This window comes from Maritalea myrionectae DSM 19524, assembly GCF_000423365.1.
Lineage (GTDB): Bacteria > Pseudomonadota > Alphaproteobacteria > Rhizobiales > Devosiaceae > Maritalea > Maritalea myrionectae.
The window spans coordinates 692,691-715,278 of the sequence record NZ_AUHV01000002.1; the positions used below are offsets into that span (position 1 = coordinate 692,691).

21 protein-coding genes are annotated in these 22,588 nt (G+C 52.2%); 2 read left to right on the forward strand and 19 right to left on the reverse strand.

Annotation, left to right across the window (positions count from 1 at the left end; genetic code table 11):
- Nucleotides 1–3 precede the first annotated feature (3 nt).
- The 4 genes from queE to G549_RS0103645 form a co-directional block, all read right to left on the reverse strand.
- Nucleotides 4–729 carry a 7-carboxy-7-deazaguanine synthase QueE gene (queE, locus tag G549_RS0103630; protein WP_210162388.1) on the reverse strand — a complete coding sequence of 242 codons (726 nt, stop codon included), beginning with the start codon at nt 727–729 and terminating at the stop codon, nt 4–6.
- On the reverse strand, nt 708–1,061 hold the full coding sequence (queD, locus tag G549_RS0103635; protein WP_027833879.1) for a 6-carboxytetrahydropterin synthase QueD: 354 nt from the start codon (nt 1,059–1,061) through the stop codon (nt 708–710). Before queD ends, queE begins: the two co-directional genes overlap by 22 nt.
- On the reverse strand, nt 1,061–1,762 hold the full coding sequence (gene queC / locus G549_RS0103640; RefSeq protein ID WP_027833880.1) for a 7-cyano-7-deazaguanine synthase QueC: 702 nt from the start codon (nt 1,760–1,762) through the stop codon (nt 1,061–1,063). Before queC ends, queD begins: the two co-directional genes overlap by 1 nt.
- Nucleotides 1,763–1,887: 125 nt before the next feature.
- The gene (locus tag G549_RS0103645) at nt 1,888–2,730 is read right to left on the reverse strand and encodes a carbohydrate ABC transporter permease (RefSeq protein WP_027833881.1); all 843 of its coding nucleotides are present in this window, start codon (nt 2,728–2,730) and stop codon (nt 1,888–1,890) included.
- Nucleotides 2,731–3,045: 315 nt separating this feature from the next.
- Here G549_RS0103645 and G549_RS0103650 point away from each other — a divergent pair, with 315 nt between their 5' ends.
- Nucleotides 3,046–3,633 (forward strand): class IV adenylate cyclase, encoded by a 588-nt coding sequence (locus tag G549_RS0103650; RefSeq protein WP_051213299.1) that lies wholly within the window; start codon nt 3,046–3,048, stop codon nt 3,631–3,633.
- Nucleotides 3,634–3,661: 28 nt separating this feature from the next.
- Here the strand turns inward: G549_RS0103650 and phoB are convergent, their stop codons facing one another.
- The 7 genes from phoB to G549_RS18910 form a co-directional block, all read right to left on the reverse strand.
- Nucleotides 3,662–4,360 (reverse strand): phosphate regulon transcriptional regulator PhoB, encoded by a 699-nt coding sequence (phoB, locus tag G549_RS0103655; protein ID WP_027833883.1) that lies wholly within the window; start codon nt 4,358–4,360, stop codon nt 3,662–3,664.
- A gap of 24 nt (nt 4,361–4,384) precedes the next feature.
- Nucleotides 4,385–5,089 (reverse strand): phosphate signaling complex protein PhoU, encoded by a 705-nt coding sequence (gene phoU / locus G549_RS0103660; protein ID WP_036220936.1) that lies wholly within the window; start codon nt 5,087–5,089, stop codon nt 4,385–4,387.
- 24 nt (nt 5,090–5,113) lie between these two features.
- Nucleotides 5,114–5,929 (reverse strand): phosphate ABC transporter ATP-binding protein PstB, encoded by an 816-nt coding sequence (gene pstB, locus G549_RS0103665; RefSeq protein ID WP_036220939.1) that lies wholly within the window; start codon nt 5,927–5,929, stop codon nt 5,114–5,116.
- 38 nt (nt 5,930–5,967) lie between these two features.
- Nucleotides 5,968–7,800, reverse strand: coding sequence for a phosphate ABC transporter permease PstA (gene pstA / locus G549_RS22110; protein WP_027833886.1), 1,833 nt, complete (start codon nt 7,798–7,800; stop codon nt 5,968–5,970).
- The gene (pstC, locus tag G549_RS0103675; RefSeq protein WP_027833887.1) at nt 7,793–9,184 is read right to left on the reverse strand and encodes a phosphate ABC transporter permease subunit PstC; all 1,392 of its coding nucleotides are present in this window, start codon (nt 9,182–9,184) and stop codon (nt 7,793–7,795) included. Before pstC ends, pstA begins: the two co-directional genes overlap by 8 nt.
- A gap of 93 nt (nt 9,185–9,277) precedes the next feature.
- Nucleotides 9,278–10,279: a PstS family phosphate ABC transporter substrate-binding protein gene (locus G549_RS0103680; protein ID WP_027833888.1), complete on the reverse strand. Its 1,002-nt coding sequence runs from the start codon at nt 10,277–10,279 to the stop codon at nt 9,278–9,280.
- 218 nt (nt 10,280–10,497) lie between these two features.
- Nucleotides 10,498–11,793: a sensor histidine kinase gene (locus tag G549_RS18910; protein ID WP_084633940.1), complete on the reverse strand. Its 1,296-nt coding sequence runs from the start codon at nt 11,791–11,793 to the stop codon at nt 10,498–10,500.
- Nucleotides 11,794–12,012: 219 nt separating this feature from the next.
- Between G549_RS18910 and ppk2 the strand changes: the two genes are divergently transcribed.
- A complete protein-coding gene (gene ppk2 / locus G549_RS18915) occupies nt 12,013–12,861 on the forward strand; it encodes a polyphosphate kinase 2 (protein WP_246778329.1) in 849 nt (282 codons plus the stop codon).
- 25 nt (nt 12,862–12,886) lie between these two features.
- Here the strand turns inward: ppk2 and G549_RS18920 are convergent, their stop codons facing one another.
- The 8 genes from G549_RS18920 to G549_RS0103730 all read right to left on the reverse strand — a co-directional run bounded on the left by G549_RS18920 (nt 12,887) and on the right by G549_RS0103730 (nt 22,569).
- On the reverse strand, nt 12,887–13,531 hold the full coding sequence (locus tag G549_RS18920; RefSeq protein WP_484174382.1) for a L,D-transpeptidase: 645 nt from the start codon (nt 13,529–13,531) through the stop codon (nt 12,887–12,889).
- A gap of 202 nt (nt 13,532–13,733) precedes the next feature.
- Nucleotides 13,734–14,519, reverse strand: a complete 786-nt coding sequence (locus tag G549_RS0103700) for an IclR family transcriptional regulator (protein ID WP_027833889.1) — start codon at nt 14,517–14,519, stop codon at nt 13,734–13,736.
- Nucleotides 14,520–16,691, reverse strand: coding sequence for a malate synthase G (locus G549_RS0103705; RefSeq protein WP_027833890.1), 2,172 nt, complete (start codon nt 16,689–16,691; stop codon nt 14,520–14,522). It abuts the gene before it with no gap.
- A gap of 91 nt (nt 16,692–16,782) precedes the next feature.
- A complete protein-coding gene (locus tag G549_RS0103710; protein ID WP_051213305.1) occupies nt 16,783–17,163 on the reverse strand; it encodes a YbaN family protein in 381 nt (126 codons plus the stop codon).
- A gap of 188 nt (nt 17,164–17,351) precedes the next feature.
- Nucleotides 17,352–19,889 (reverse strand): methyl-accepting chemotaxis protein, encoded by a 2,538-nt coding sequence (locus G549_RS22025; protein ID WP_051213307.1) that lies wholly within the window; start codon nt 19,887–19,889, stop codon nt 17,352–17,354.
- A 173-nt stretch (nt 19,890–20,062) separates the two neighbouring features.
- Nucleotides 20,063–20,434: a response regulator gene (locus G549_RS0103720; protein WP_245985758.1), complete on the reverse strand. Its 372-nt coding sequence runs from the start codon at nt 20,432–20,434 to the stop codon at nt 20,063–20,065.
- A gap of 105 nt (nt 20,435–20,539) precedes the next feature.
- The gene (locus G549_RS0103725) at nt 20,540–21,601 is read right to left on the reverse strand and encodes a protein-glutamate methylesterase/protein-glutamine glutaminase (protein WP_027833893.1); all 1,062 of its coding nucleotides are present in this window, start codon (nt 21,599–21,601) and stop codon (nt 20,540–20,542) included.
- Complete coding sequence (locus tag G549_RS0103730; protein WP_210162389.1) at nt 21,598–22,569, reverse strand: CheR family methyltransferase; 972 nt, start codon at nt 22,567–22,569, stop codon at nt 21,598–21,600. Before G549_RS0103730 ends, G549_RS0103725 begins: the two co-directional genes overlap by 4 nt.
- Nucleotides 22,570–22,588 lie beyond the last annotated feature (19 nt).

Sequence of the window (22,588 nt, forward strand, 5' to 3'; positions counted from 1 at the left end):
CTCCTATACGCCGCGTTTATTGCCCCACAACAACACATGCAGTTGCGGCAAGATACGGGGGGCGAACCAGCGATCAGCCATCGCTGTGTCTGTTAGCCACGCCAATCGGTCAATAAGCGATTGCGGGTCAATTGGGGTTTGAGGGTCCACCTCTGGGTTGCCGGGTTGAAGATAAAGCGGCAGATCAGGATAGCGGCCATGGACTTGCTTTGCCCAATCATAATCGGTCTGGTCGAAAATGACGATCTTCATCACCATTTGCCGCGCCGCAGCACCCGCTTTTAGGCATTCATCGAAGTTGGACCAGTTCACCACTTCGCCGCTGGAGGGTGGCTTGGGCGACAGCACCAATGTGTCCAGCTCGGCAAACCACGGCCGTGCAACAGAACCTTGGGTTTCGCAGGCGAAACGATACCCCGCCGCGCGGCCCCGCGCGATGACCGGGCCAAAATCTTGAATGGCGGGGTTGCCGCCGCTCAGTGACACCGTGAGCGGTTGCCCGCCAGAAAGCCGCAGCACCTCGTCCCACACGGCCTCATCACTCATCGCGGCCCAATCGTGGCGATACTGACTTTCCACAGCATGAAGGCTATCGCACCAGCTGCAACGATAATCGCACCCGCCCGCGCGGATAAAGACGGTGGGTTCACCGATCAGTGCGCCCTCGCCCTGCACTGTGGGGCCAAAAATTTCTGCGATGCGCAAAGTCATGGGCGGTATTCGGCCCATGTTTTGGGCGTTTCGCTGATCAAAACCGCACTGGTTTCCGGCCACCGCGCGTGGCACCACTTGTAAAAATGCAGCGCCATATTTTCCGCTGTGGACGGGCCGTCCATCACGTCATTCAAATGCCGGTGGTCGAAATGATCATCAATATAGGTTTTGAGCGGTTTAAGATCATGATAATCGCGCACAAAACCGTCTTGATTTAAGGTTTCGGCGGCCAGCTCCACAACGACAATATAGTTGTGGCCGTGCAACCGCGCGCATTGATGGTCTGCGGGCAAATGGTCCAATTGATGCGAGGCGGAGAAATGAAATTCTTTGCGAATACGGAACATTATCGCTTCTCCCCTTCTGCCACGGCTTCAAGCCAATAATCTGGATCAGCATAAAGTGTGGGGTCTGCCACGCCCGCAAGGTGGAAGGCTTCGCGGCGTTCGACACATGTGCCGCACCGGCCGCAATGCGCCTCGCCCCCTTTGTAGCAAGACCAGGTTTCAGCAAAAGGAGTGCTGTGTGCCGCGCCTTCTTTCACAATGTCTGCCTTGCTGCGCTCCACAAACGGGGTATAGAGCTGAACATTTGCATAGCCATCCAGCGCTGCCTTTTGCATCTTATCGAAGGCGCGGGTGAATTCGGGGCGGCAATCGGGATAGATAAAATGGTCACCGCCATGCACCGCCGTGGCCACGGCCTCATCGCCATTGGCGGCGGCGATGCCAAAGCCGATGGTGAGCATGATGGCATTGCGGTTCGGCACCACGGTCACCCGCATTGTGTCCTCGGCATAGTGCCCATCCGGCACATCAATATCATCAGTGAGCGCAGAGCCAGATAAGGCGGCGCCGATGCCGCGCATATCCATGAGATGATGGGGCACATTTAAGCGCTTGGCAGCCGCGGCTGCAAAATCAAGCTCCTTGCGATGGCGTTGGCCATAATCGAAGGAGACAAGCCGGGTCAGCTCATGCTGATCGGCTATAATATGCGCGAGCGAGACGGAATCCAGCCCGCCCGAGCAGATAACGAGTGTTTTCATTTTTAGGGCCCTTGTTTTGATATCCGGGTAGGCTGCGACCGGAAAAGAGGTGTTCTAAACCATAGACCACCCCTAATGCAAGCCGGATATGCTGAGAAATCCGGCCTCTTGGTGCGGCGGGGCCGCTATTGCTTCACTGCACCGGCGGTGAGACCGGCGACCATGCGCCGTTGCACAAATGGAAAAATGAGCAAAACCGGTAAGATACCGATCAGGCTGGCAGCCATCACGTCGTTCCATCGCGCCACCGATCCTTGTGCATACGGAAATAACCCAAGCGGCAGGGGCTGCATTTCCGGCGTCCACAAAAAGGCGAAGGCGATCACAAATTGTTGCGAATAGGCGCCGATAAAGGTCGCGATCGCAACCACGGCGATGCCCGGCATGGCAATGGGCATGATGACTCGGCGCAAAATGTAGAGCCTTGAAGCGCCATCGACCCATGCGGCTTCTTCAAGCTCGCGGGGGATGGTCAACATGTAAGAGCGCAGCAGCCAGATGCCCACCGGGATCAAAAAGGTCGCGCCGGGCAAAATCACTGCCCAATAGGTATCAAGAAGCCCGAATTTGAGAAAAATCTTGAACAGGGGCAAAATAAAAACGGTCGGCCCAATCATGGTGATGGTCAGAAATGCGGTGAGCAGCACCTCGCGGCCCTTAAACTCAAATCGCCCAAAGGCCCAAGCGGCGGGGATCACCGCAATCAGGGTCAGGATGGTCACGCTGCTGGCAATGAAAAAGCTGTTCCAAATATAGTGCCCGAGCAGAGGCACATGGTTCCACACACTGAAATAAGCGTCAAAGCTCATGCCTTCAGTGAAGACTTCATAGGGTATAGACACGATTTCCCGCCAAGGGCGCAGCGACACCAAAAATGCTTCAATGAAGGGCGCGAGGATAAAGGTGAGGAATATGGCGATGCCAATATAGATGCCCACAATCTCGTACCATCTATATTTGTTGATCATGCCTTGCTCCTAAAAAAATCTAAAAAGTCAGGGGAGACGCCCCCTTAAATCGGAATAAATCGCGCTTAAGCGCAGGGGCGCTTGGGCAATTCTTACCTGTAATCAGAATGAAATCGAAAGATGGCCGAATTCCCAATTGTAGTAAACCTACATATGAAATTGTTTTTAATCGGTTACGGAAATTCGAGTGAACTGAAATGGTTTGCATCAGGCACCAAGATTTCGCAGAAATGCCCCCCAAACTAATAGGTTTCCGGCTGGCCAGTGGCAAATATCGCCAATATAAGAACTATATGATGAGAAGGGATTGTTTAAATGCAACAGCGCTCTGACCACTTGGAAACCAAAGGCATGCTTTGTGATCCCGGCGATCATTTTAAAGGGCGCTTCGAGGTAGAGAGAAAATTCCGGGTGGCAGACATTGCGTCTGTGAGAGAACGCCTTGAAAAATTATCAGCCATACCTTTTACCCTTGGCAATGCCGAAACTGACGTTTTTCTTGATTTACCCGATGGGCGACTTGAGGCTAACGGCCAGTTTCACACTCTCCGGCATATGCGCCCGTCTGAACGCGTTCTTTGGATTTCAAAAGGACCGGCAAAAGATGAATGTGTGGCAATGGACCTTGCCAATTATGATAAAGCACTCGCGATGCTAAAATCACTCGGCTTCATTGAGAAGCGGCAAATACACAAACGTCGAGATATCTATTTCATCGATAAATTTCACGTCACATTAGATCACGTAGAAGGTCTAGGTTCATTTGTTGAACTGGCAATAATGACCGACGATGAAGATTTGCTCCCCACGCTGCGCGACGAGGTGCAACACACAGCAATGGAGCTCAAACTAACTAGCTATCCTGAGGAGCACCTGTCTTACCGTGAGCTCCTATTTGGCTGAGCAGATGGAAGATGGCATCTTTCAACCGTTAAGCCGTGGCGAATTTCTCGTCGAACGAATAGCCGGCGCCGCGGACGGTGCGGATGGGGTCTTTTGAGCGGCCGCGGTTGATGGCTTTGCGCAGGCGGCCGACATGGACGTCGACGGTGCGTTCATCCACATAGACATCATGGCCCCAAACGCTATCCAGCAATTGCTCGCGGGTATACACCCGGCCTGGGCTTTGCATTAAATATTCCAGCAACCGATATTCGGTGGGGCCCAAATGCACCTCGCGACCGGAACGACTGACGCGGTGGGTTTGGCGGTCCAGTTCAATATCGCCTGCGGTGAGGCTTTGAGCTGTGAGATGCGGGTTGGAACGGCGGAGCAAAGCTTTAACTCGCGCCAGCAGCTCTGGCACGGAAAACGGCTTCACCACATAATCATCAGCACCAGTGGCCAAGCCGCGCACACGCTCTTCTTCTTCGCCACGTGCGGTCATCATAATGATGGGCGTGCGGGCTGTTTCTTCGCGGGTACGCCAGCGGCGGCATAATTCAATACCCGACAGGCCCGGCAGCATCCAATCAAGCAAAATCAAATCTGGCACTTCTTCGCGCATGATCAAAGCGGCTTCGTCACCGCTTTCGGCGGCGGAGACCTTATAGCCTTCTGCTTCCAGATTATAGCGCAGCATTAATGCCAGATCGGCTTCATCTTCGACGATCAGTATGTGTGGTGACATAACCCCAACCTCGCAGTTTTTGGCTTATCCCAAAGAGACCTTGCCGCTCTCAATATCGTTATAAAGATTGCCGCCTGTTTCCAAATAATAGGCTGCTTCTGCGATATTGGTCGCGTGGTCGCCTGCGCGTTCCAGATTTTTGGCGCAGAACAACAAATGCGTGCAATCGGTGATGTTGCGCGGATCTTCCATCATATAGGTGAGGAATTCGCGGAACAGTGAGATGTACAGCGAGTCCACTTCATCATCACGACGGCACACATCAATGGCGATTTTTGAATCCCGTGCGGTGAACGCATCCAGCGCGCGCTTGACCTGCTGCAAAGACAGGTCCGACATATGCCGCACGCCATTATAAAGCTGCTTGGACACACGTTGACTGTCGATATGAAGGGTCCGGCGCGACAGGTTTTTGGCAATGTCGCCAATGCGCTCCAGATCGTTAGCCACGTGGATCGCGGAAACGATGTGACGCAAATCGCCAGCCATGGGTTGGCGACGGGCGATCATGGAGACGGCCTGCTCGTCAATCAGGCGCTGCATATCATCCACGCGCTTGTCGCCATTGGCGGTTTGCTTGGCCAGCTCATGATCCACACGGATCAGTGCTTGGGTGGCGTTGGTGATGGCCACCTCCACCATGCCGCCCATTTCTGAAATGGCGCGCGTCAAAGATGTCAGTTCATCTTCGTAAGAGGTAACAATATGTTCGTTATCTGGAGTTGCCATAATTATGTCTTTCGCCGCTTATTATTACCCGATACGCCCTGTAATATAGTCTTGCGTCTTTTTGTTGATCGGGTTGGTGAAAATCTGGTCAGTTGGGCCCTCTTCAATCAGCTTGCCCAAATGGAAGAACGCTGTTTTCTGGCTCACCCGCGCCGCCTGCTGCATGGAGTGGGTCACGATTACAATCGTAAAGTTCGCGCGCAATTCGTCAATCAATTCTTCAATAATCGCTGTGGCGATGGGATCGAGCGCTGAGCATGGCTCGTCCATCAGCAACACTTCAGGCTGCGTGGCAATGGCGCGGGCAATGCACAAACGCTGCTGCTGACCGCCGGAAAGGCCGGTGCCAGGCTGATCCAGACGATCCTTGACTTCTTCCCAAAGGCCCGCACGGCGCAAGGACGAGGTGACCAAATCGTCCAGCTCATCCTTTGAACGTGTCATCCCGTGGATGCGCGGACCATAGGCCACATTCTCATATATGCTTTTGGGGAATGGGTTTGGCTTTTGGAACACCATGCCCACGCGGGCACGCAGCTCAACCACGTCGATATTTTTGTCGTAAATATCTTGCTCGTCCAACACGATCTTGCCGGTCACCTTACACACATCGATGGTGTCGTTCATGCGGTTCAAGCAACGCAGGAAGGTGGATTTACCGCAGCCCGAAGGCCCAATCAAAGAGATCACCTGATTTTTGTAGATATTCAAATCCACATCAAACAGCGCCTGCTTATCGCCGTAAAACACGTTAACGCCGTTGCCGCTCATTTTCAGCTTGCCCGCTTTATCTGCCGGCGCTTGCGCGGCGGTGGCGGCCAAATTTGCGTCTACACTCATCATCTACCTCAATATATGTGGTTGCACCGAAGCTCGGCTTACCAGCGGCGTTCGAAACGTTTGCGCAGGACAACAGCAAGCGCGTTCATTGCAATCAAAAAGCCCAACAACACCATAATCGCAGCCGATGTACGTTGTTGGAAGGCGGGTTCAGGAAAATCGGCCCACATGAAGATTTGTACCGGCAACACTGTGGATGGATCGGAAAAGCCCATCGGAATATCGACCACAAAGGCCACCATGCCGATCATCAAAAGCGGTGCTGTTTCGCCCAAGGCTTGCGCCATGCCAATGATGGTGCCGGTGAGAATGCCAGGCATGGCCAATGGCAACACATGGTGCAGCACTGTTTGCAAGCGCGAGGCACCAATGCCGAGGGCCGCTTCGCGGATCGATGGTGGCACGGCGCGCAATGCGGCACGTGAGGCGATGATGATGGTGGGCAATGTCATCAACGCCAAGACCATACCGCCAACGTAAGGCGCGGAGCGATCCAGTTCAAAATAATTGAGGAACACCGCCAAACCGAGCAAACCAAACACGATGGAGGGCACAGCGGCGAGGTTGTTGATGTTCACCTCAATCAAGGTGGTCCAGCGGTTTTTCGGCGCGAACTCTTCCAGATAGATCGCGGCGGCTACCCCCAAGGGGAACGACAAGAGCAAGGTGACAATCAGGGTCAGGGCCGAGCCAACCGCCGCACCGAGCACACCCGCCATTTCCGGCTCACGGCTGGCGCCGCGGGTGAAGAAAATTGTGTTGAGGCCCGAGCGGACATAGCCACGCTCGACCAGCTCATCCGTCCAAACGATTTCCTGGTCGGTGAATTTGCGATTGGCCTCAGGCACTTCGAGCACACGGATATTCCACTGATTAGCAGCGATTGACGTTGTGGCCTCGTTAAGTGGCATATATTCAACCACATTGGCTGTGGTGGACGTGACCTGCTCTACCTTGAGCACCGCATCATTGGCGTAGACCAGCACAGACAACATTTCGCCGGTCAGCTTTTCGCCCAAGCCAGGATTGGCCACGCGGCTCTCAATAGCGTTGGTTTGCTCTTCAAGCTGCTTAATGCGCGCTTCGAGCACCGAAATATCTGATTGCGAACGCTCAAGTTCAGCTTCCAACCGAGACTTCACATTGGCGTTGGTTTCTGCTGGAATGCGCCCTTGCAAGGCTTCGATATCACCACGGGTTTTATTGAGTGACAATTGCAAGCCTGATTGCTGGTCGCGCATGCTGGCGGCCTGATTTTTCAATGCTTCTTTGGCGCGGGCCAATGCATCGGCAAACACAGGTTCATCGGCAATCAAGCGCAACCCCTTATCATTGCGATCAACTTGTAAGGCGCCATTGCCTTCGATGATAGAATCGTTGGTGATTTGGCCCTTAAGGTAAAGATCGGCAAAATCTGAAATCGGGATTTCCAGGCGCTTATCACTGCCCAGCACACTTGGGTCATCGAGCACTTGCTGGCGCAAGTAAACAGGAGCGCCCGACGACAAGAGGCCGCTCAGCGCGCGTTTCTCGCTCCGCCCCGTTACACTTGGAAATTGATCACGAATGGCGTCGCGCACGACCGCGTCATAATTGGCTTTGCGCAAGCTGTCATATGATCCATCCGTATCCAGTTTTTCTTTGGTCAGCTCGAACGGCAGATTGACGAAATTGAATGTGAAGGCTGGCATGCCCTGAAAAACAACGGTGGAAAGCAGCAACAGCAAAAACGCGACAGAAACGCCAATGGCTGATCGACCGAGCCATTTAAACAATGACTCGCCGCGATAACGCTTTGCCAAGCGTGAACGCGCATCATCGCTGGTATGGATCGAGGCCTTCTCCACATTGCCACCTGTTAAATCAGTCATATTGCTCTCGATATTTTTGGATCACCCGAAGCGCAATGACGTTCAGCAGCAGGGTAACGCAAAACAGCACCAAGCCCAAGGCAAAGGCAGCGAGTGTTTTTGCGCTATCGAACTCCTGGTCACCGACAAGCAGGGTTACAATTTGCACGGTTACGGTGGTTACCGCCTCAAGGGGGTTCACCGTCATATTGGCGGAAAGGCCAGCGGCCATCACCACAATCATGGTTTCGCCAATGGCGCGGGAAATGGCCAGCATCAGGGCAGACACAATGCCGGGCAACGCCGCTGGTAAAATCACGCGTCGAATGGTTTCTGATTTGGTGGCGCCCAAGCCAGCAGACCCATCCCGCAAACTCTGCGGCACCGCATTGATCACATCGTCTGACAAGGAGGAGACGAAAGGAATGATCATGATGCCCATGACCAACCCCGCCGCCAACGCGCTTTCAGACGACACTGAAATGCCCACGGCCTCACCTGTGTTGCGGAAGAACGGGGCCACGGTCAACGCGGCGAAAAAGCCGTAAACCACGGTGGGGATGCCGGCCAAAACTTCCAAAATGGGTTTGGCTGTAGCGCGCAGTTTTGGCGACGCATAGTCGGACAGATAAATGGCGGACATTAGCCCAATCGGCGCGGCGACAAGAATGGCAATCGCGGTGATCAACAATGTGCCGGCAAATACTGGAATGGCACCGAAGACTTCTGAATTTCGGCCCGTGGCTTCCTCGCCAACGCCTTCAAAAGCGCTTTGCGGGCTCCAGTGCGTGCCGAACAAAAAGTCCAGGAAATTCACTTTTTGGAAGAAGTGAATGCTTTCAAAAATCAGGGACAGCACGATGCCAAGCGTGGTGAGAATGGCCACGCCAGATGCGGCGATCAAAACGACCATGACTGTTTTTTCAACAATCTGGCGGGCGCGCAAATCTTTACTGATCGCGCGCACGGCGAACCAACTGCCCACAATCACCAAAACGGCAACCACAGCCTGCAGGGCCAACGCCGTGTTGGCCACAAATGACCGATAAGCCTCAACCGCATTGACCTCGATCGCGCCCAGCGCACTCAAATCTGTGCGGTTCGCGAACGAGCGCATGTTGCGCATCAATGCTTGCTGTTCAATTGTCGCCAGATTGGCAAAATCGGCACCAAGCTGAGACGCGACAAACGCATTGGTCAAATAGCGGGAAAATAAAAGCCAGGTGAAGAACACCAAAACGGCGGGCACGATGCCGCAAATCATGACAAAGGCGCCATGAAAACCGGGTTTTGAGTGGAGAAGAGTCGAGTCCCCACCTACCGCGGAGACAGCACGAGAGCGGCCAACATAAAACAGCGCACCTGCTGTTAAAACCAAAATGAGTACGAAGAACCAGCCTTGCACCTTGCCACCCCGTTCTTAATCATTGATGCCCTTTAAGAGCACATGGGCCGCCCCGGGGAAAGCCCCGAAGCGACTCTTATTCAGTGAAAAGATTTACATCTTTTCAGCAGGCACCAAGTTCTCGGCGTCTGATTTGAATTCGGCACGTGCTTCCGCAGGCAATGGGATCAGACCTTTTTCAGTCAAATAACCTTCATCGCCCCAAGCAGCTTCGTTGGTGAATTCAGCAACATATTCTTGAATGCCAGGGATCACGCCAACATGCTCTTTTTTCACATAGAAATAGAGTGAGCGAGAAACTGGGTAATCGCCATCAGCAATGGCATCAAAAGTTGGCTCGACGCCATCAACGGTTGCACCTTTGATTTTGTCAGCGTTTTGATCCAAGAAAGAGAAACCGAAGATGCCAACGGCAGCTGGGTTTGCTTCAAGCTTTTGCACGATCAAATTGTCGTTTTCGCCTGCATCGATGAATGCGCCATCTTCACGGATTTCGCCACATGCATCTTCTTCGATGCCTTCCTGGCAAGATTCTTCCATCACCAACTCAACAAACGCGTCGCGAGTGCCTGAGGTTGGTGGTGGGCCAAGTACTTCAATTTTTGAAGCTGGCAATGATGGGTCAATGTCTGACCAGTTTACATATGGATTGGCGATGATCTGGCCATCCACAACAACGTTCTTCGCCAAGGCCGCAAAAATCTGATCGCGGCTTACAGACAAGTCCGCACCTGATTTTGCGCCAGCCAATACGATACCGTCGAAGCCAACTTTAACTTCAACAGGTGTTGCGCCATTGGCCATGCACTTATCGATTTCAGAGTTTTTAATGCGACGTGATGCGTTTGTGATGTCTGGCGTACCTTCGCCAACACCTTCGCAGAACAATTTCAGACCGCCGCCTGAACCAGTGGATTCAACAACAGGTGTTGGGAAATCACTTGTTTGACCAAAACGCTCTGCAACTGCTGTAGCGAATGGAAATACAGTGGAAGAACCTACGATTGAGATTTGGTCACGTGCTTGTGCACCAGTTGCGGCAACTGTGCCTGCAACAACCAAAGCAGCAACACTTGCATATTGGGCGAATTTCATAATGTCATCCTCTTTAGAGCTCGCACTCGAATTCAGTAATCAGGCCGAGAAACCAGCATTTGTCTGACTGGTTGTTTCCTCCCGGACTGCGGGCACCCTATTGCTCTGTGCTAATGGTTTTATGTCTTTTAAATGACAATTAGATGACAGTATAAGTGTTTGTATTCGCTTATATTTTTTGAACTCCCATTGTGGGCAACGGTGCTAGATGACAGCTATTATAACGGCAAAAAGACGCTGATCTCGGTGCCCTCGCCGACCACAGAACTGATCCGCAACTCGCCGCGATGCCTGCTCACAATGTGTTTCACGATGGCAAGGCCCAGCCCTGTGCCCTTTTTGCGGCGCGATGATTCTGCATCCACACGATAGAATCGTTCTGTTAGGCGCGGCACGTGTTCTGCCGGGATGCCCGGGCCATTGTCTTTGACGGTGATCCGAACTTCATGATTGTGGTGATCCGGCTCTTTTTCCAAGCGCACCTCTACCTGCCCGCCTTCGTGGCCATATTTGATGGCATTTTCGAGCAGGTTTGTGACCACTTGCGTAAGCTCGTTACGGTCACCGGTCACTTCCGTGCCCTCAAGTTGGTTGGAGAAACTCAACTCGGCTTTATTTTCGGTGATTTGCGGCTGCAGCATTTCAATCGATTCTTTGATCAATTTGCCCAAATCCACCTTGGTGGTCGGGCGTTGGTGCTGGCGCAACTCAATGCGCGAGAGCGACAATAAATCATCGATAAGCCGCGACATGCGCTCGGCTTGCCCGCGCATAATGCCCAGAAAGTGGTCGCGTGCTTTAGCATCATTGGCGGCGGGCCCCATCAACGTATCCAAAAATCCCATTAACGATGTGAGCGGCGTGCGCAATTCATGACTGGCATTGGCCACAAAATCGGCGCGCATTTGATCCAATGACCGCTGCTCGGTCTGATTATCGATGGTCACCACAAATAGGTTTGCTCGCGGGGTGGGCGCAATGCCTGGTTTTTGCACTTCAAGGGGCACAGCACTCACCTTGTACCAACTGGCGGCAGGCACAGTTTCTCGAAACTCGCCAACCGCGCGATCATTCTCAGCGATCGCTTTTTCAATCGTGTTCAACAAAAGTGGATTGCGCAGCGAAAACGACAAAGGGTCGCCGATAGAGGTGGACGGAAACTCCCCCGCTGCGGCCTTGTTGCGATAACGCAGGATGACCCGATGATCTACAATCAGGCAAGGGTCTGGCAAGGCTTCAGCAAAGCGCTTTGTCGACGTATCAGGCCATAGGGACGGTGCATGGTCATAATTGCCCACAGACGGCACCAGATGAGCGCGACGCGGCACGGCAATGGCGGCCAAAAAGATCACACCAAAGGATAGAATGGCTTGGACGAGCGTGAGCCGCTCACCCAAATAGAGCGCCAAAAACACCAGCGAGCAGGCCAAAAGCACCCATCGCGCGGCGTAAAACCGGTCGCGCCAGCGAATAGTAAGACTGCGATTTGGGGCGGATGAATCCATACCACTCATTTTATATCCTAATAGAACTGATCGAAATATCCGACCTGATTTAGTCAGTCATTATGAAGTTTCAACGACAAAGACTTTAGACTTATGGCCAAACGGCCCGCGCACAATGCTTTTTTCAGTTCATTCAAGTCTTTACGGCGACGCACCGGCACCATAGACTTTGCACTATTCTAGCCATTACATCCGCTTCCAATAAACTGAAAAGGGATAAAGCGCAAATTGACCCAATTTGATTTAGACCATCCAGAACTGCCCGATCATGTGAAAGACCGGGCCTTTGCATCTGGCAATTATCCCTATGATGACAAGCTGAAGCGCAAAAAATATGACGCGCATTTGGAAGCGCTTCAAATAGAACTCACCAAGCTGCAAAGCCATTTGCAGGCAAGTGGCGAGCGGGTGGTTTTGGTGTTTGAGGGCCGTGATGCGGCGGGCAAAGGTGGGTCGATCCGCCGTTATATTCACTATTTGAATCCCCGCCACAACCGCGTGGTTGCGCTTTCAAAGCCGACAGAGACCGAACAGGGACAATGGTATTTTCAACGCTATGTCTCGCACTTCCCAACCCGTGGCGAACAAGTACTATTTGATCGGTCATGGTATAACCGAGCCGTGGTGGAACCTGTGATGGGGTTTTGCACGCCTGAACAAACCGAGCGCTTCTATCAACAATTGCCCGACGTCGAGCGCATGATTGTTAAAGAAGGTATCCACTTCTTCAAGTTCTGGCTGAATATCGGGCAGGAAATGCAGCTCAAGCGCTTTCATGATCGGCGACATAGTCCCCTAAAACATTGGAAGCTCAGCCCGGTTGATCTGCGCGCGCTTGAAAAGTGGGAAGACTATTCCGCTGCACGCAACGAAATGCTGGAACGCAGCGATTTTGACTTTGCGCCGTGGACCGTTGTGCGCGCCAACGACAAACGTCGCGCTCGACTCGGGGTTATTCAAACCGTTGTGTCGAAGGTTGCCTATCAAGGGCAGGACCGCGACGCAATTGGGGAAATTGATGCGCAAATTGTGCAGTCGGCAGAAACATTTTTGAGCCACTGCCCCAAAGACGAATAAGGCGCGGAAAACCGCGCCTTTTTATTTATGCCATTGTGTCGATTTGAATGCGGTTATCTGGAACAACCACAATGGGTGAGCCCGACGGCACACGCTTATAAAAATCAACAATGTCATGGTTGGTCATGCGGATACAGCCAGATGAGGCAGCTGTGCCGATGGTCCACCATTCAGGCGAGCCGTGAATACGGTATAGGGTGTCGCGGCCATCTTTGAAGATGTAAAGCGCGCGAGCGCCGAGTGGGTTGTCCAAGCCTGGAGGCTGGCCCTCACGCCATTTTTCAAGCGTTGGATCACGTTCGATCATTTCGCTCGGGGGCGTCCAAGTGGGCCATGGGCGCTTAAATTGTACCTTGGCACGGCCGGACCAGGTAAAGCCTGCTTTGCCAACACCAATGCCATAGCGCATGGCTTGGCCATTATCCAAGGTGAGGTAGAGGAAACGATTTGGCGTGTCGACAACAATCGTGCCAGGCACTTCGCCAAACGGATCATCCACAACTTGACGCCACAGGCTGCGATCCAAACGGTTTGCAGGGATGGCAGGAACGGTGTAGCCATTATCCGTGAAGGACGCGAAACGCAGCAAATCGGGATCAGGCGTATTCACCTTTGGCCCTTCTGCCATTCTGGCGCTGCTCGCACCACAGCCCGTCAAGACAGCGGACATTGCCGCGCCTGACAAAAGCATCGAAAACTGTCGACGTGATAAATTCACTTGTATCTCTCTCATCCACAAAAAAAGCCGCCACGAGGTGACGGTGAAGAATTGATTGCAATCTATATCAGATTTCAATTCAATTATAGAGCATCTATGCCACACTCATGTAAATTTCTCATACAATAACACGCACGTTTTTGTGAAGTTCCATTCAATGAGGGAATTTCCCGCCGAGCTTTGTCGTGACGCGGTGCGCTGCATTGATGACCATTTCGGCCAATTCAGCCGTTCGCTCCTGCGTGACGCGCACCGTGGGGCCGGATATGGACAGTGCACAAACAGGCTCCGCAAACTCATTAAAAACCGGTGCTGCGATGCAGCGCAACCCCAAGGACTGCTCCTCATCATCCACAGCAAAGCCTTGATTTTTAACGGTTTCAAGTTCGTTTTCAAATGCAGGCAAATCCAAAATGGTTTTGTCGGTCAGGCGCGGGAAATGAAGGTTGGCCGTTAGGTTGTCGACCTCCTCGGCCGCGCCGAAGGCGAGCATGGCTTTGCCGACCGCACTGGCGTGCAATGGCCCGACACTGCCGATTTTCACTGCCATGCGCATTACTTCATCACATTCAATCTGTGCCACAAATACAACAGTGCCGCGATTGAGAATCGCCAAATTGACGGTTTCACCTGATTCTTGCATCAGCCGACGCATGGGCGCGCGAGCTGCAGCAACAAATTCCCGTCGGTGCAGGAACGCCGCGCCGATTTGGAACGCGCCAAGGCCAATTTGCCACGCGCCCGCCTGCGCATCAAAGGCCACCATCCCCTGCCCTTCCAGCGCACCAAGCAATCTATGGGTGGTAGAGGGCGCAAGATCGGCCTGCTGTGCCAAAGCGCCCAAGGCTATACCCTCAGGCGCGTCAGCGATGATGTTGAGCAAGCCAAAAGCCCGGTCCAGCGATTGCACAGGGCTTTTGCTTTGCTTTTTGTCGGCCATCTATGCGTTGGCCTTTGCTTCAAGACGGCGGCGATGCAAGATCGGCTCCGTATAACCGGAAGGCTGGTTGGCGCCCTCGAACACCAGTTCGCAGGCAGCGGCGAAGGCGACGGATTTATCAAAATTGTCGGCCATTGGCTGATAGGCCGGATCGCCTTGGTTTTGCTCATCCACTTTTGCGGCCATTTTCTTCATGGCCTGCATCACCTGATCCTCATCCACCAGACCGTGCAACAGCCAGTTTGCGATATGCTGTGCGGAAATACGCAGGGTGGCGCGGTCTTCCATCAAGCCCACATCATTGATGTCCGGCACTTTGGAACAACCAACACCCTGCTCGACCCAACGCACCACATAGCCCAAAATGCCTTGGGCATTGTTTTCAAGCTCGTGTTGCACTTCATCCGCTGAAAGGTTGCGCCCCCCGAGCAATGGAGGAGTCAAAATATCGTCAAGGGCAGCTTTAGCGCGGGATTTCAACTGGTCCTGCACTGAAAACACATCGATCTGGTGATAGTGTGTGGCATGCAACACCGCAGCTGTGGGCGACGGCACCCACGCGCAATTCGCCCCGGCCTTCAAATGGTCGGTCTTGGCTTCGAGCATTTTTGCCATTTCATCAGGCATGGCCCACATGCCTTTACCGATCTGCGCTTTTTGCGAAAATCCAGTTTCAAGGCCCGTGTCCACGTTCCAATTCTCATAAGCGGTGAGCCATTTGGCGCCTTTAATGTCGCCCTTTGGTAGAACAGGCCCTGCCTGCATCGAGGTGTGGATTTCATCGCCTGTGCGATCCAAAAAGCCCGTATTGATGAACACAACCCGGTTTTGCACCGCGCGGATACATTCTTTCAGATTGACGGTGGTGCGGCGCTCTTCATCCATCACACCCACTTTTATGGTGTGACGCTCCAAGCCATAGGCGTCTTCCACCCGATCAAACAATTCATCGGTGAGTGCAGCCTCTTCCGGGCCGTGCATTTTTGGCTTTACGATATAGATCGACCCCGCACGTGAATTTCGCGGGCCGCTCTCTTTGTTCAAATCGTGCAAGGCGCACAGCACGGTGATCATTGCATCGAGCATGCCCTCAGGCACTTCTTCATCATTGGCAAAGAGTACAGCATTGTTGGTCATTAAATGCCCGACATTGCGCACAAGCATCAAAGAACGACCGGGCAATGTGATATTGCCGCCATCGGGCGTTTGAAAACCCAAGTCGCCATTGAGGGAGCGCACCATCTCTTTGCCGTTTTTGGTGAAGCTAGATTGCAGATCCCCCTTCATCAGCCCGAGCCAGTTGCGATAAACTTCTGCTTTGTCTTGCGCATCAACCGCCGCGACGGAGTCCTCACAATCCTGAATGGTGGTCAACGCCGCCTCTAGCACAACGTCCTTCACACCCGCGCCACTTTGCTGGCCGATCGGATCGGACTTATCGATCACCACTTCAATATGCAGACCATTATTGGCAAATAAATAGCCCTGCCCGGCTTTGGATTGGCGGGTGCCTAAGAATTGGCTTGGATCTTTGAGTGGAATATCGGCACCATCAATAATGGCGAGGAGATTTTGCCCGTCGAGCTTATAGCCGGATGCGTCGGCATGTTTTCCTTTGCTCAAGGGAATGGCCTGATCCAAGAAGGCAGCGGCGCGCGCGATCACTTCCGCACCGCGCTTTTCGTTGTAGGCTTTGCCGGGGGCTAACTCGCCCTCAGTTGCGATGGCGTCGGTGCCATAAAGCCCGTCATATAGCGATCCCCAGCGTGCATTGGCCGCATTTAGGGCAAAGCGGGCATTCATCACCGGCACCACAAGTTGAGGGCCAGCGACTTTGGCGATTTCATCGTCTACATTCTGCGTGCCGATCTCAAAGTCCGCGCCTTCTGCGACCAGATAGCCGATGGCTTTGAGAAACTTTTTGTAGGCGGCCGCATTCCAATCTGCGCCCTTATGCGCAAGGTGGTAATCATCAATCTGTTGTTGCAGCTTTTCGCGCTTGGCCAACAGTTCCTTATTGCGCGGTGCCAGGTCCGCCAGGATTTTTTCAAAGTTCGACCATACCTGATCTGCGTCGATATTCAGACCCGGCAGAATTTCCTTCTCAACCAAACTGGCCAATGGCTTGGCCACCTTGAGTTGACCAATTTCAATATAATCAGATTCGCGCATATGCCTGTCCTCGCCAATTTATTTTGAGCGAGTTTAGGCAATTTGGTAGGTTTATGTCAATTCTAATGGAATTGATTTCCATAATATGGAATTATACTTTAGGCGGCGTTCTGCGGGTCACAATAAACAGTGCGGCACCCCCTAAACATGCCCCTTGAATGGCCAGCAATTTCCAATTCAGACCGATCAGAACACTGATCGAGAACACCACTGCCATGGTTGTCACCGCGGTAATTTTCGCGCGAGTCGATATGGCGTGATATTTTTCCCAATCAGCGATGGGCGGGCCAAGCTGGGGATGTTCAATCAACCATGTGTGAATTTTCTCATTTGATCGCGCGAACCCAAACGCCGCCAAAATCAAAAAGGGTGTCGTGGGCAGAATTGGCAAAAACACCCCGATAAACCCAAGCCCAAGACTGGTCCAGGCGACCGCGGCCCAAAACAAACGCCAAAATCTACTATCCGACACAGAATCACCCTTTTTTGCGCATCATGTCGAGTTGACAGAGGAAAATAAATATGATTTTTATACTCATGTTTAGATGTCACCTGCCTGAGACATCCTTTTGTCCACATCCCCCCTAAATTGCCCGTGGACAAAAAAAGGCCCGGTTCGTTGGAACCGGGCCTTAAATTTATTCAGGTTGAGCGCTGTGCTTAGAACTCTTTCCAATCAGCATCTTCCTGCTCGTCTTCTTCCTGCTTTACCGCAGCGTTGCCGCGGGTGAGGTAAGACTTGGCAGCGGTGACAACTTTTTGCTGCAACCCTTTAATGCCTGTTTGCTGCGGTGCCGCCGCTGGAGCCGCTGCTGGAGCAGAGACGTGCTCGCTGCCGCTGGCATCGGTGACAAACACATCGACAATTGCATCCAGCTCAGAAGCTTGCGCCTCAGTTTGCTCGATTGCGGCGTTGGTTTCCTCAACCAACGCGGCGTTGCGCTGGGTCATGTCATCCATTTGCGCCACAGATGTTGTGATTTGCTCGATTGAGGTGGCTTGCGCCTTACTCTTATCGGCAATCGAAACCATGATCGCATTGTTTGAACGGGCAGCTTCAAGCATTGATTCCAAGTTCGAAGCAGCTTCAGCCACCAGCTTGGTGCCATCCTCTACTTCAGAAACAGATTGCTCGATCAGCTTCTTCACGTCAGAAGATGCATTTGCTGCTGATTGCGCCAAGCGCCGAACTTCGACAGCAACCACCGCGAAGCCTTTACCTGCTTCACCGGCCCGCGCCGCTTCAACTGACGCGTTCAAGGCCAATAGGTTGGTTTGGAACGCAATGTCGTCAATCATGCCAATGATGTTCGAGATCTGGTTTGAAGAGGATGTGATCCGCTCCATCGCCTCGTTGGCCTGGCGCATCACTTCGCCACCTTTTTCAGCTGTCTCACGCACCTGATCCGCATTGGTGCTGGCGTCAGATGCTTCCTTGGCGTTTTCAAGCACCGTCTTCGACAATTCATTCATTGTCATGGATGTTTGATTGATCGTTGCCGCTTGTTCATTTGTGCGGCTGGAAAGATCGTTGGCACCTGCGAGAATTTCGCTGGTCGCAACTTTCAACGCGCGTGAAGTTGACCGCAATTGACCGATAACATCGCTCAATTTTGAGTTCACGCGGTTTGTGTCGGTTTTCAACTGGTCGAACGCGCCCTTATATTCGCCTTCCATGCGCACCGTCAGGTTTGCATCTGCAAGAGCAGAGAGCACTTTACCAGTTTCATTAATGCCACGATCAACTGTTTCAACCAAGCGGTTCACACCGTCAGCCAATGTATTCAATTCCTGATCGGGGAACTCAGCCTGTACGCGACGAGAGAAATCGCCGTCGACCGCTGCGTCGACCACATCACCAAATGCACTTTGCAGTTCTTGCATCATGGATTGACGTTCAGCTGCACGCGATGCGGATGCTTCTTTTTCCGCTTCTGTCATCTGCTCAACTTTGATGCCGTTTTCACGGAAAACTTCGACGGCACGGGCCATTTCACCCAATTCGTCTTTGCCTTTGGTGCCGCGCACCTCAACATCCAGATCGCCATCAGCCAAAGCCCGCATTGTCTTTGTCAGGCGAGAGATTGGTACGGTGACGGTGCGTGTTGCCAACAAACCAGCAACAACGGCAATGGCCAACATAATCGCGCCCACGATCAGCATCATGTTGCGCATTTCAGCAACAGGCTGGAACAGTTCTTTTATATCCTGGGTGGCAACCATGGCCCACTTCACGCCAGCAAATTCAACTGGAACGGCTTCCACATGAACCTGATTACCGTCGATGCCCATGGCAATGGATTGTGCCGGCTCGCCCTCAAGCGCTTTTGAAACCGCTTCTGTTTCCAACGACGCGACGAACGCATCATTTTCTTCAGTAAATGTTGAATCCACACGGAGCAATTGGTCGGTGCCAACAAGCAGTGTTTCACCTGTTTCGCCCAAGCCCTTTTTCAAATGAATGAAATCGGCGATGGTCTGATAAGGCACGCCAAAGACCAACACACCAACAAAATCACCTTTTTCGTTGACGATTTTGGAGCCCATAAAGCTGGCTGGGGCGTCCCCATAATATGGGTATGGAGTGAAGTCTGTGAAGACGACACTGCCCACTTCAGAACTGGCCGCTTTTTGCAAAATGCTATCAAGCGGTGTGCCAGGTTCAATTTTCGTCGCAAAATCACGCTGCTTGAACACAGAATAGACCACAACACCATCTGTCGACAGCATCATAATGTCTTTATAGCCCGCATTGACGGCCTGGGTCGACAATTCAGGGTGAATACGTGAGTGCGCAAAGTCATAGTTGGTGAATTGCTTCGCGGTGTTCGCCAAATGACGTTCATTTTCCGCATTCGGGTTGTTATCAATAAACCCTTCTTGCAAATAGGCCGTAGGATCGTCGGCATCGGCCTGTTCCCACGTTTTACGCAATTCGGTTGCGTTGGTCACCACATTTGGATCCTGCGCAGCTTTCACCAAGTCATTGGACATTTTGGTCAGCAAGTCAGAAAGGGTTTCGGCGCGAATGGACGCAATGGTCGACAATCGCTGCTGCGTAAGACTATTCACCGTGTTTTGTGACACCTGATAGCTCACAAAACCAACGCCAGCGCCCACCAAAAGCGCCGCCGATACGACAACAATCGGCAATTTCTTTGCGATTGTGATGGATGGCATCTTGAGTTTTTTGAACATGCTCGCCCTTTTCTACCTTCTGTAGAATCTCCCCCAAATTTGCGATAATTTGAGCAAAATTCGCAATTCTTCAAAAAACAATCTAAAATGGAAATGCTAAACTTGTCTTAAAAAAAGGCCCAATTGCTAAGCAAATTGGGCCTTTAATACTTGTTCAAGCTTTAAATCGAGACTTAGGTCAGCGCGCCGATTACTGCCTCGATCTTTTTCTTCATTGTTCCCGCATCAAACGGCTTGATGACATAATTGTTCACCCCGCACGCGATGGCTTCTTTCACCTGCTCTTTATCGCCGCGTCCTGTGGCCATGATAAAGGGCATCTTGTTGGTTTTTGGATGTTTTCGAATAACCTTGAGCAAGGTCAACCCATCCACATCGTCCATGTTCCAATCTGAAATAATCAGATCGACATTGGCCGATTCCAATTTGGTGAGCGCATCCCGACCGGACTTGGCTTCAATTACTGTTTTGAAGCCGAGCTGGTTCAGAATGAATTTACAGATCCCGCGCATGGATTGCTGATCATCAACAATCAAAACGGTCATAGAACTGGCTTTAGGCATACGCTTGGGCCTCTGACATATTCTTAGTTAACTTTAATTCAAATCGCATCATAAACGTCAAACCGTTACTAATATATCAATTCATGCCTATGCGGCATCACGTTTTGCTTCCAAAGCCGCAATTAGCTTGGATGCGATCGATTCAATTTTCGCTTCTTCCTGCACTGCGCCCAATGAGTTAGCAGCACCAGGCATGCCGTAAATGAGGGCCGAAGACTGGCTTTGGCCAATCGTATATGCACCTGCATTTCGCATTTCCAGTAAGCCGTTTGCGCCATCTTTGCCCATACCGGTCAGAATCGCGCCGACTGCATATGGTCCAACTTGCTGCGCCACGGACTTGAACAAAACATCAACAGACGGACGGTGACCTGAAACCACATCGTCTTCGCCAATCCGACATTTGAGCTGTCCAGATGAATATTCCACGCGCAAGTGAGCGCCGCCGGGTGCGATATAAGCATGGCCCGGTTTTACAACTTGGCGATCGGTCGCCTCCACAACAGTCAATCCGCTCACCTCGTTCAGTCGCGCGGCAAACCGCTCGGTAAATCCAGGTGGCATGTGCTGGGCGATTACAACAGGCGGACAATCTTGTGGTAGACCAGACAAAACCGTTTTGATGGCCTCAACCCCACCTGTTGACGCGCCAATGGCAATCAAAGCCTTGCGGGATGAATTGACCTTTGAGGGCACAGGTGCTGCGGTGGATGGAGTGCCCTTTGGTTGACGTGCCATCGCCCGCCCCCGCACATCGGACTGAGACGCGGCAATCACTTTTTCGCGCACTTCGCGACCAAATTGCTCCAAACCGCCGTCCAAATCATGACCCGGCTTGGCCACAAAATCGACCGCCCCCAATTCCAGGGCCAGCAATGTCTCTTGCGCCCCTTTTTGGGTCAGCGTTGAAATCATCACCACTGGTGTTGGCCGCAACCGCATAATTTTTTCCAAAAACGCCAAACCGTTCATATTCGGCATTTCGATATCGAGGGTCACAACGTCTGGATTGAGCGTCTTGATTTTTCCCCGTGCATCCATTGGATCACATGCTGTGCCGACCACATGGATATTCGGGTCCTCACTCAGCAATGTTTGCAACACGCTGCGAATGAGTGCGGAATCGTCGACAATTAGAACTTTGATCATGCTGCGCTCCGGGAGGCCGGTTCGTTTTTCGGTCTATAGATGGTTTTGCCCACCAGTTTGAATTTCTCGGATACCGAATTCAGGTTTTCGGAATGGCCGATATAAAGATAGCCATGCGGCGCCAATAATTCGCCCATGCGGGTGAACATGCGCTCCTGCGTTGGCTTGTTGAAATAGATCGCCACATTGCGACAGAAAATAGCGTCGAATGGCCCTTTCATTGGCCAATCATTCATCAGATTAAGCGGCTTAAACGCAATTGTTTTGCGAATAAAATCAGGGATGCGCACATCACCATTCCCGATCGGCTCAAAAAACTTTGAGCGCTCTGGGCTCAGGCCGGCCAAATCATTTTCTTTATAGATACCGGCTTGCGCACGACGCACCACATCGGTGTCGATGTCTGTCGCCAAAATGCGCATGTCCCAGCTTTTCAGCTGCGGATAAGCATCAAAAAGGGCCATGGCGATTGTGTAAGGTTCCTGACCAGTGGAGCAACCCGCGGACCAGAACCGCAATCTTTTGCCAGACTTGATTTTGGGGTCTTCAAGCAGTTTGCCCACATGTTCGACCAAATGCTCAAAATGGTGATCTTCGCGGTAAAACCGCGTCAGATTGGTGGTCAATGCGTTGATAAATTCTTGCACATCATCTGGAGATGCACCGCGATCAAGAAAATCCAGATAGTCAGAAAATGTATCCAGTTGAAGCCGACGAACAATTTTGGACAAACGCGACACTACAAGCGTGCGCTTCGCGTCGCTCATCGAAATGCCCGCAAGCTTGTAAACTTTATCTCTTACTGCTTCGAATTCGCGATCTGACAAAGAGATCTCACCACTATCCATACTGGTCCCAGCCTCATTTCCCCTAATCCTCGCGCCCATTTTGAGCACCAAGACAGCCCGTTGATTGGTGTAGCGCGCCACGTTTTGATGTGCGCTTTCGCTTTGATTATGGCGGACCACACCCTTAAATTTGGTAAAT

Excerpts from the sequence above, each read along its gene's own strand:
- queE (WP_210162388.1), bottom strand. The coding sequence starts at position 729 with ATGGGCCGAATACCGCCCATGACTTTGCGCATCGCAGAAATTTTTGGC.
- queD (WP_027833879.1), bottom strand. The coding sequence starts at position 1,061 with ATGTTCCGTATTCGCAAAGAATTTCATTTCTCCGCCTCGCATCAATTG.
- queC (WP_027833880.1), bottom strand. The coding sequence starts at position 1,762 with ATGAAAACACTCGTTATCTGCTCGGGCGGGCTGGATTCCGTCTCGCTC.
- G549_RS0103645 (WP_027833881.1), bottom strand. The coding sequence starts at position 2,730 with ATGATCAACAAATATAGATGGTACGAGATTGTGGGCATCTATATTGGC.
- G549_RS0103650 (WP_051213299.1), top strand. The coding sequence starts at position 3,046 with ATGCAACAGCGCTCTGACCACTTGGAAACCAAAGGCATGCTTTGTGAT.
- phoB (WP_027833883.1), bottom strand. The coding sequence starts at position 4,360 with ATGTCACCACACATACTGATCGTCGAAGATGAAGCCGATCTGGCATTA.
- phoU (WP_036220936.1), bottom strand. The coding sequence starts at position 5,089 with ATGGCAACTCCAGATAACGAACATATTGTTACCTCTTACGAAGATGAA.
- pstB (WP_036220939.1), bottom strand. The coding sequence starts at position 5,929 with ATGAGTGTAGACGCAAATTTGGCCGCCACCGCCGCGCAAGCGCCGGCA.
- pstA (WP_027833886.1), bottom strand. The coding sequence starts at position 7,800 with ATGACTGATTTAACAGGTGGCAATGTGGAGAAGGCCTCGATCCATACC.
- G549_RS0103680 (WP_027833888.1), bottom strand. The coding sequence starts at position 10,279 with ATGAAATTCGCCCAATATGCAAGTGTTGCTGCTTTGGTTGTTGCAGGC.
- G549_RS18910 (WP_084633940.1), bottom strand. The coding sequence starts at position 11,793 with ATGAGTGGTATGGATTCATCCGCCCCAAATCGCAGTCTTACTATTCGC.
- G549_RS18920 (WP_484174382.1), bottom strand. The coding sequence starts at position 13,531 with ATGTCCGCTGTCTTGACGGGCTGTGGTGCGAGCAGCGCCAGAATGGCA.
- G549_RS0103700 (WP_027833889.1), bottom strand. The coding sequence starts at position 14,519 with ATGGCCGACAAAAAGCAAAGCAAAAGCCCTGTGCAATCGCTGGACCGG.
- G549_RS0103705 (WP_027833890.1), bottom strand. The coding sequence starts at position 16,691 with ATGCGCGAATCTGATTATATTGAAATTGGTCAACTCAAGGTGGCCAAG.
- G549_RS22025 (WP_051213307.1), bottom strand. The coding sequence starts at position 19,889 with ATGTTCAAAAAACTCAAGATGCCATCCATCACAATCGCAAAGAAATTG.
- G549_RS0103720 (WP_245985758.1), bottom strand. The coding sequence starts at position 20,434 with ATGACCGTTTTGATTGTTGATGATCAGCAATCCATGCGCGGGATCTGT.
- G549_RS0103725 (WP_027833893.1), bottom strand. The coding sequence starts at position 21,601 with ATGATCAAAGTTCTAATTGTCGACGATTCCGCACTCATTCGCAGCGTG.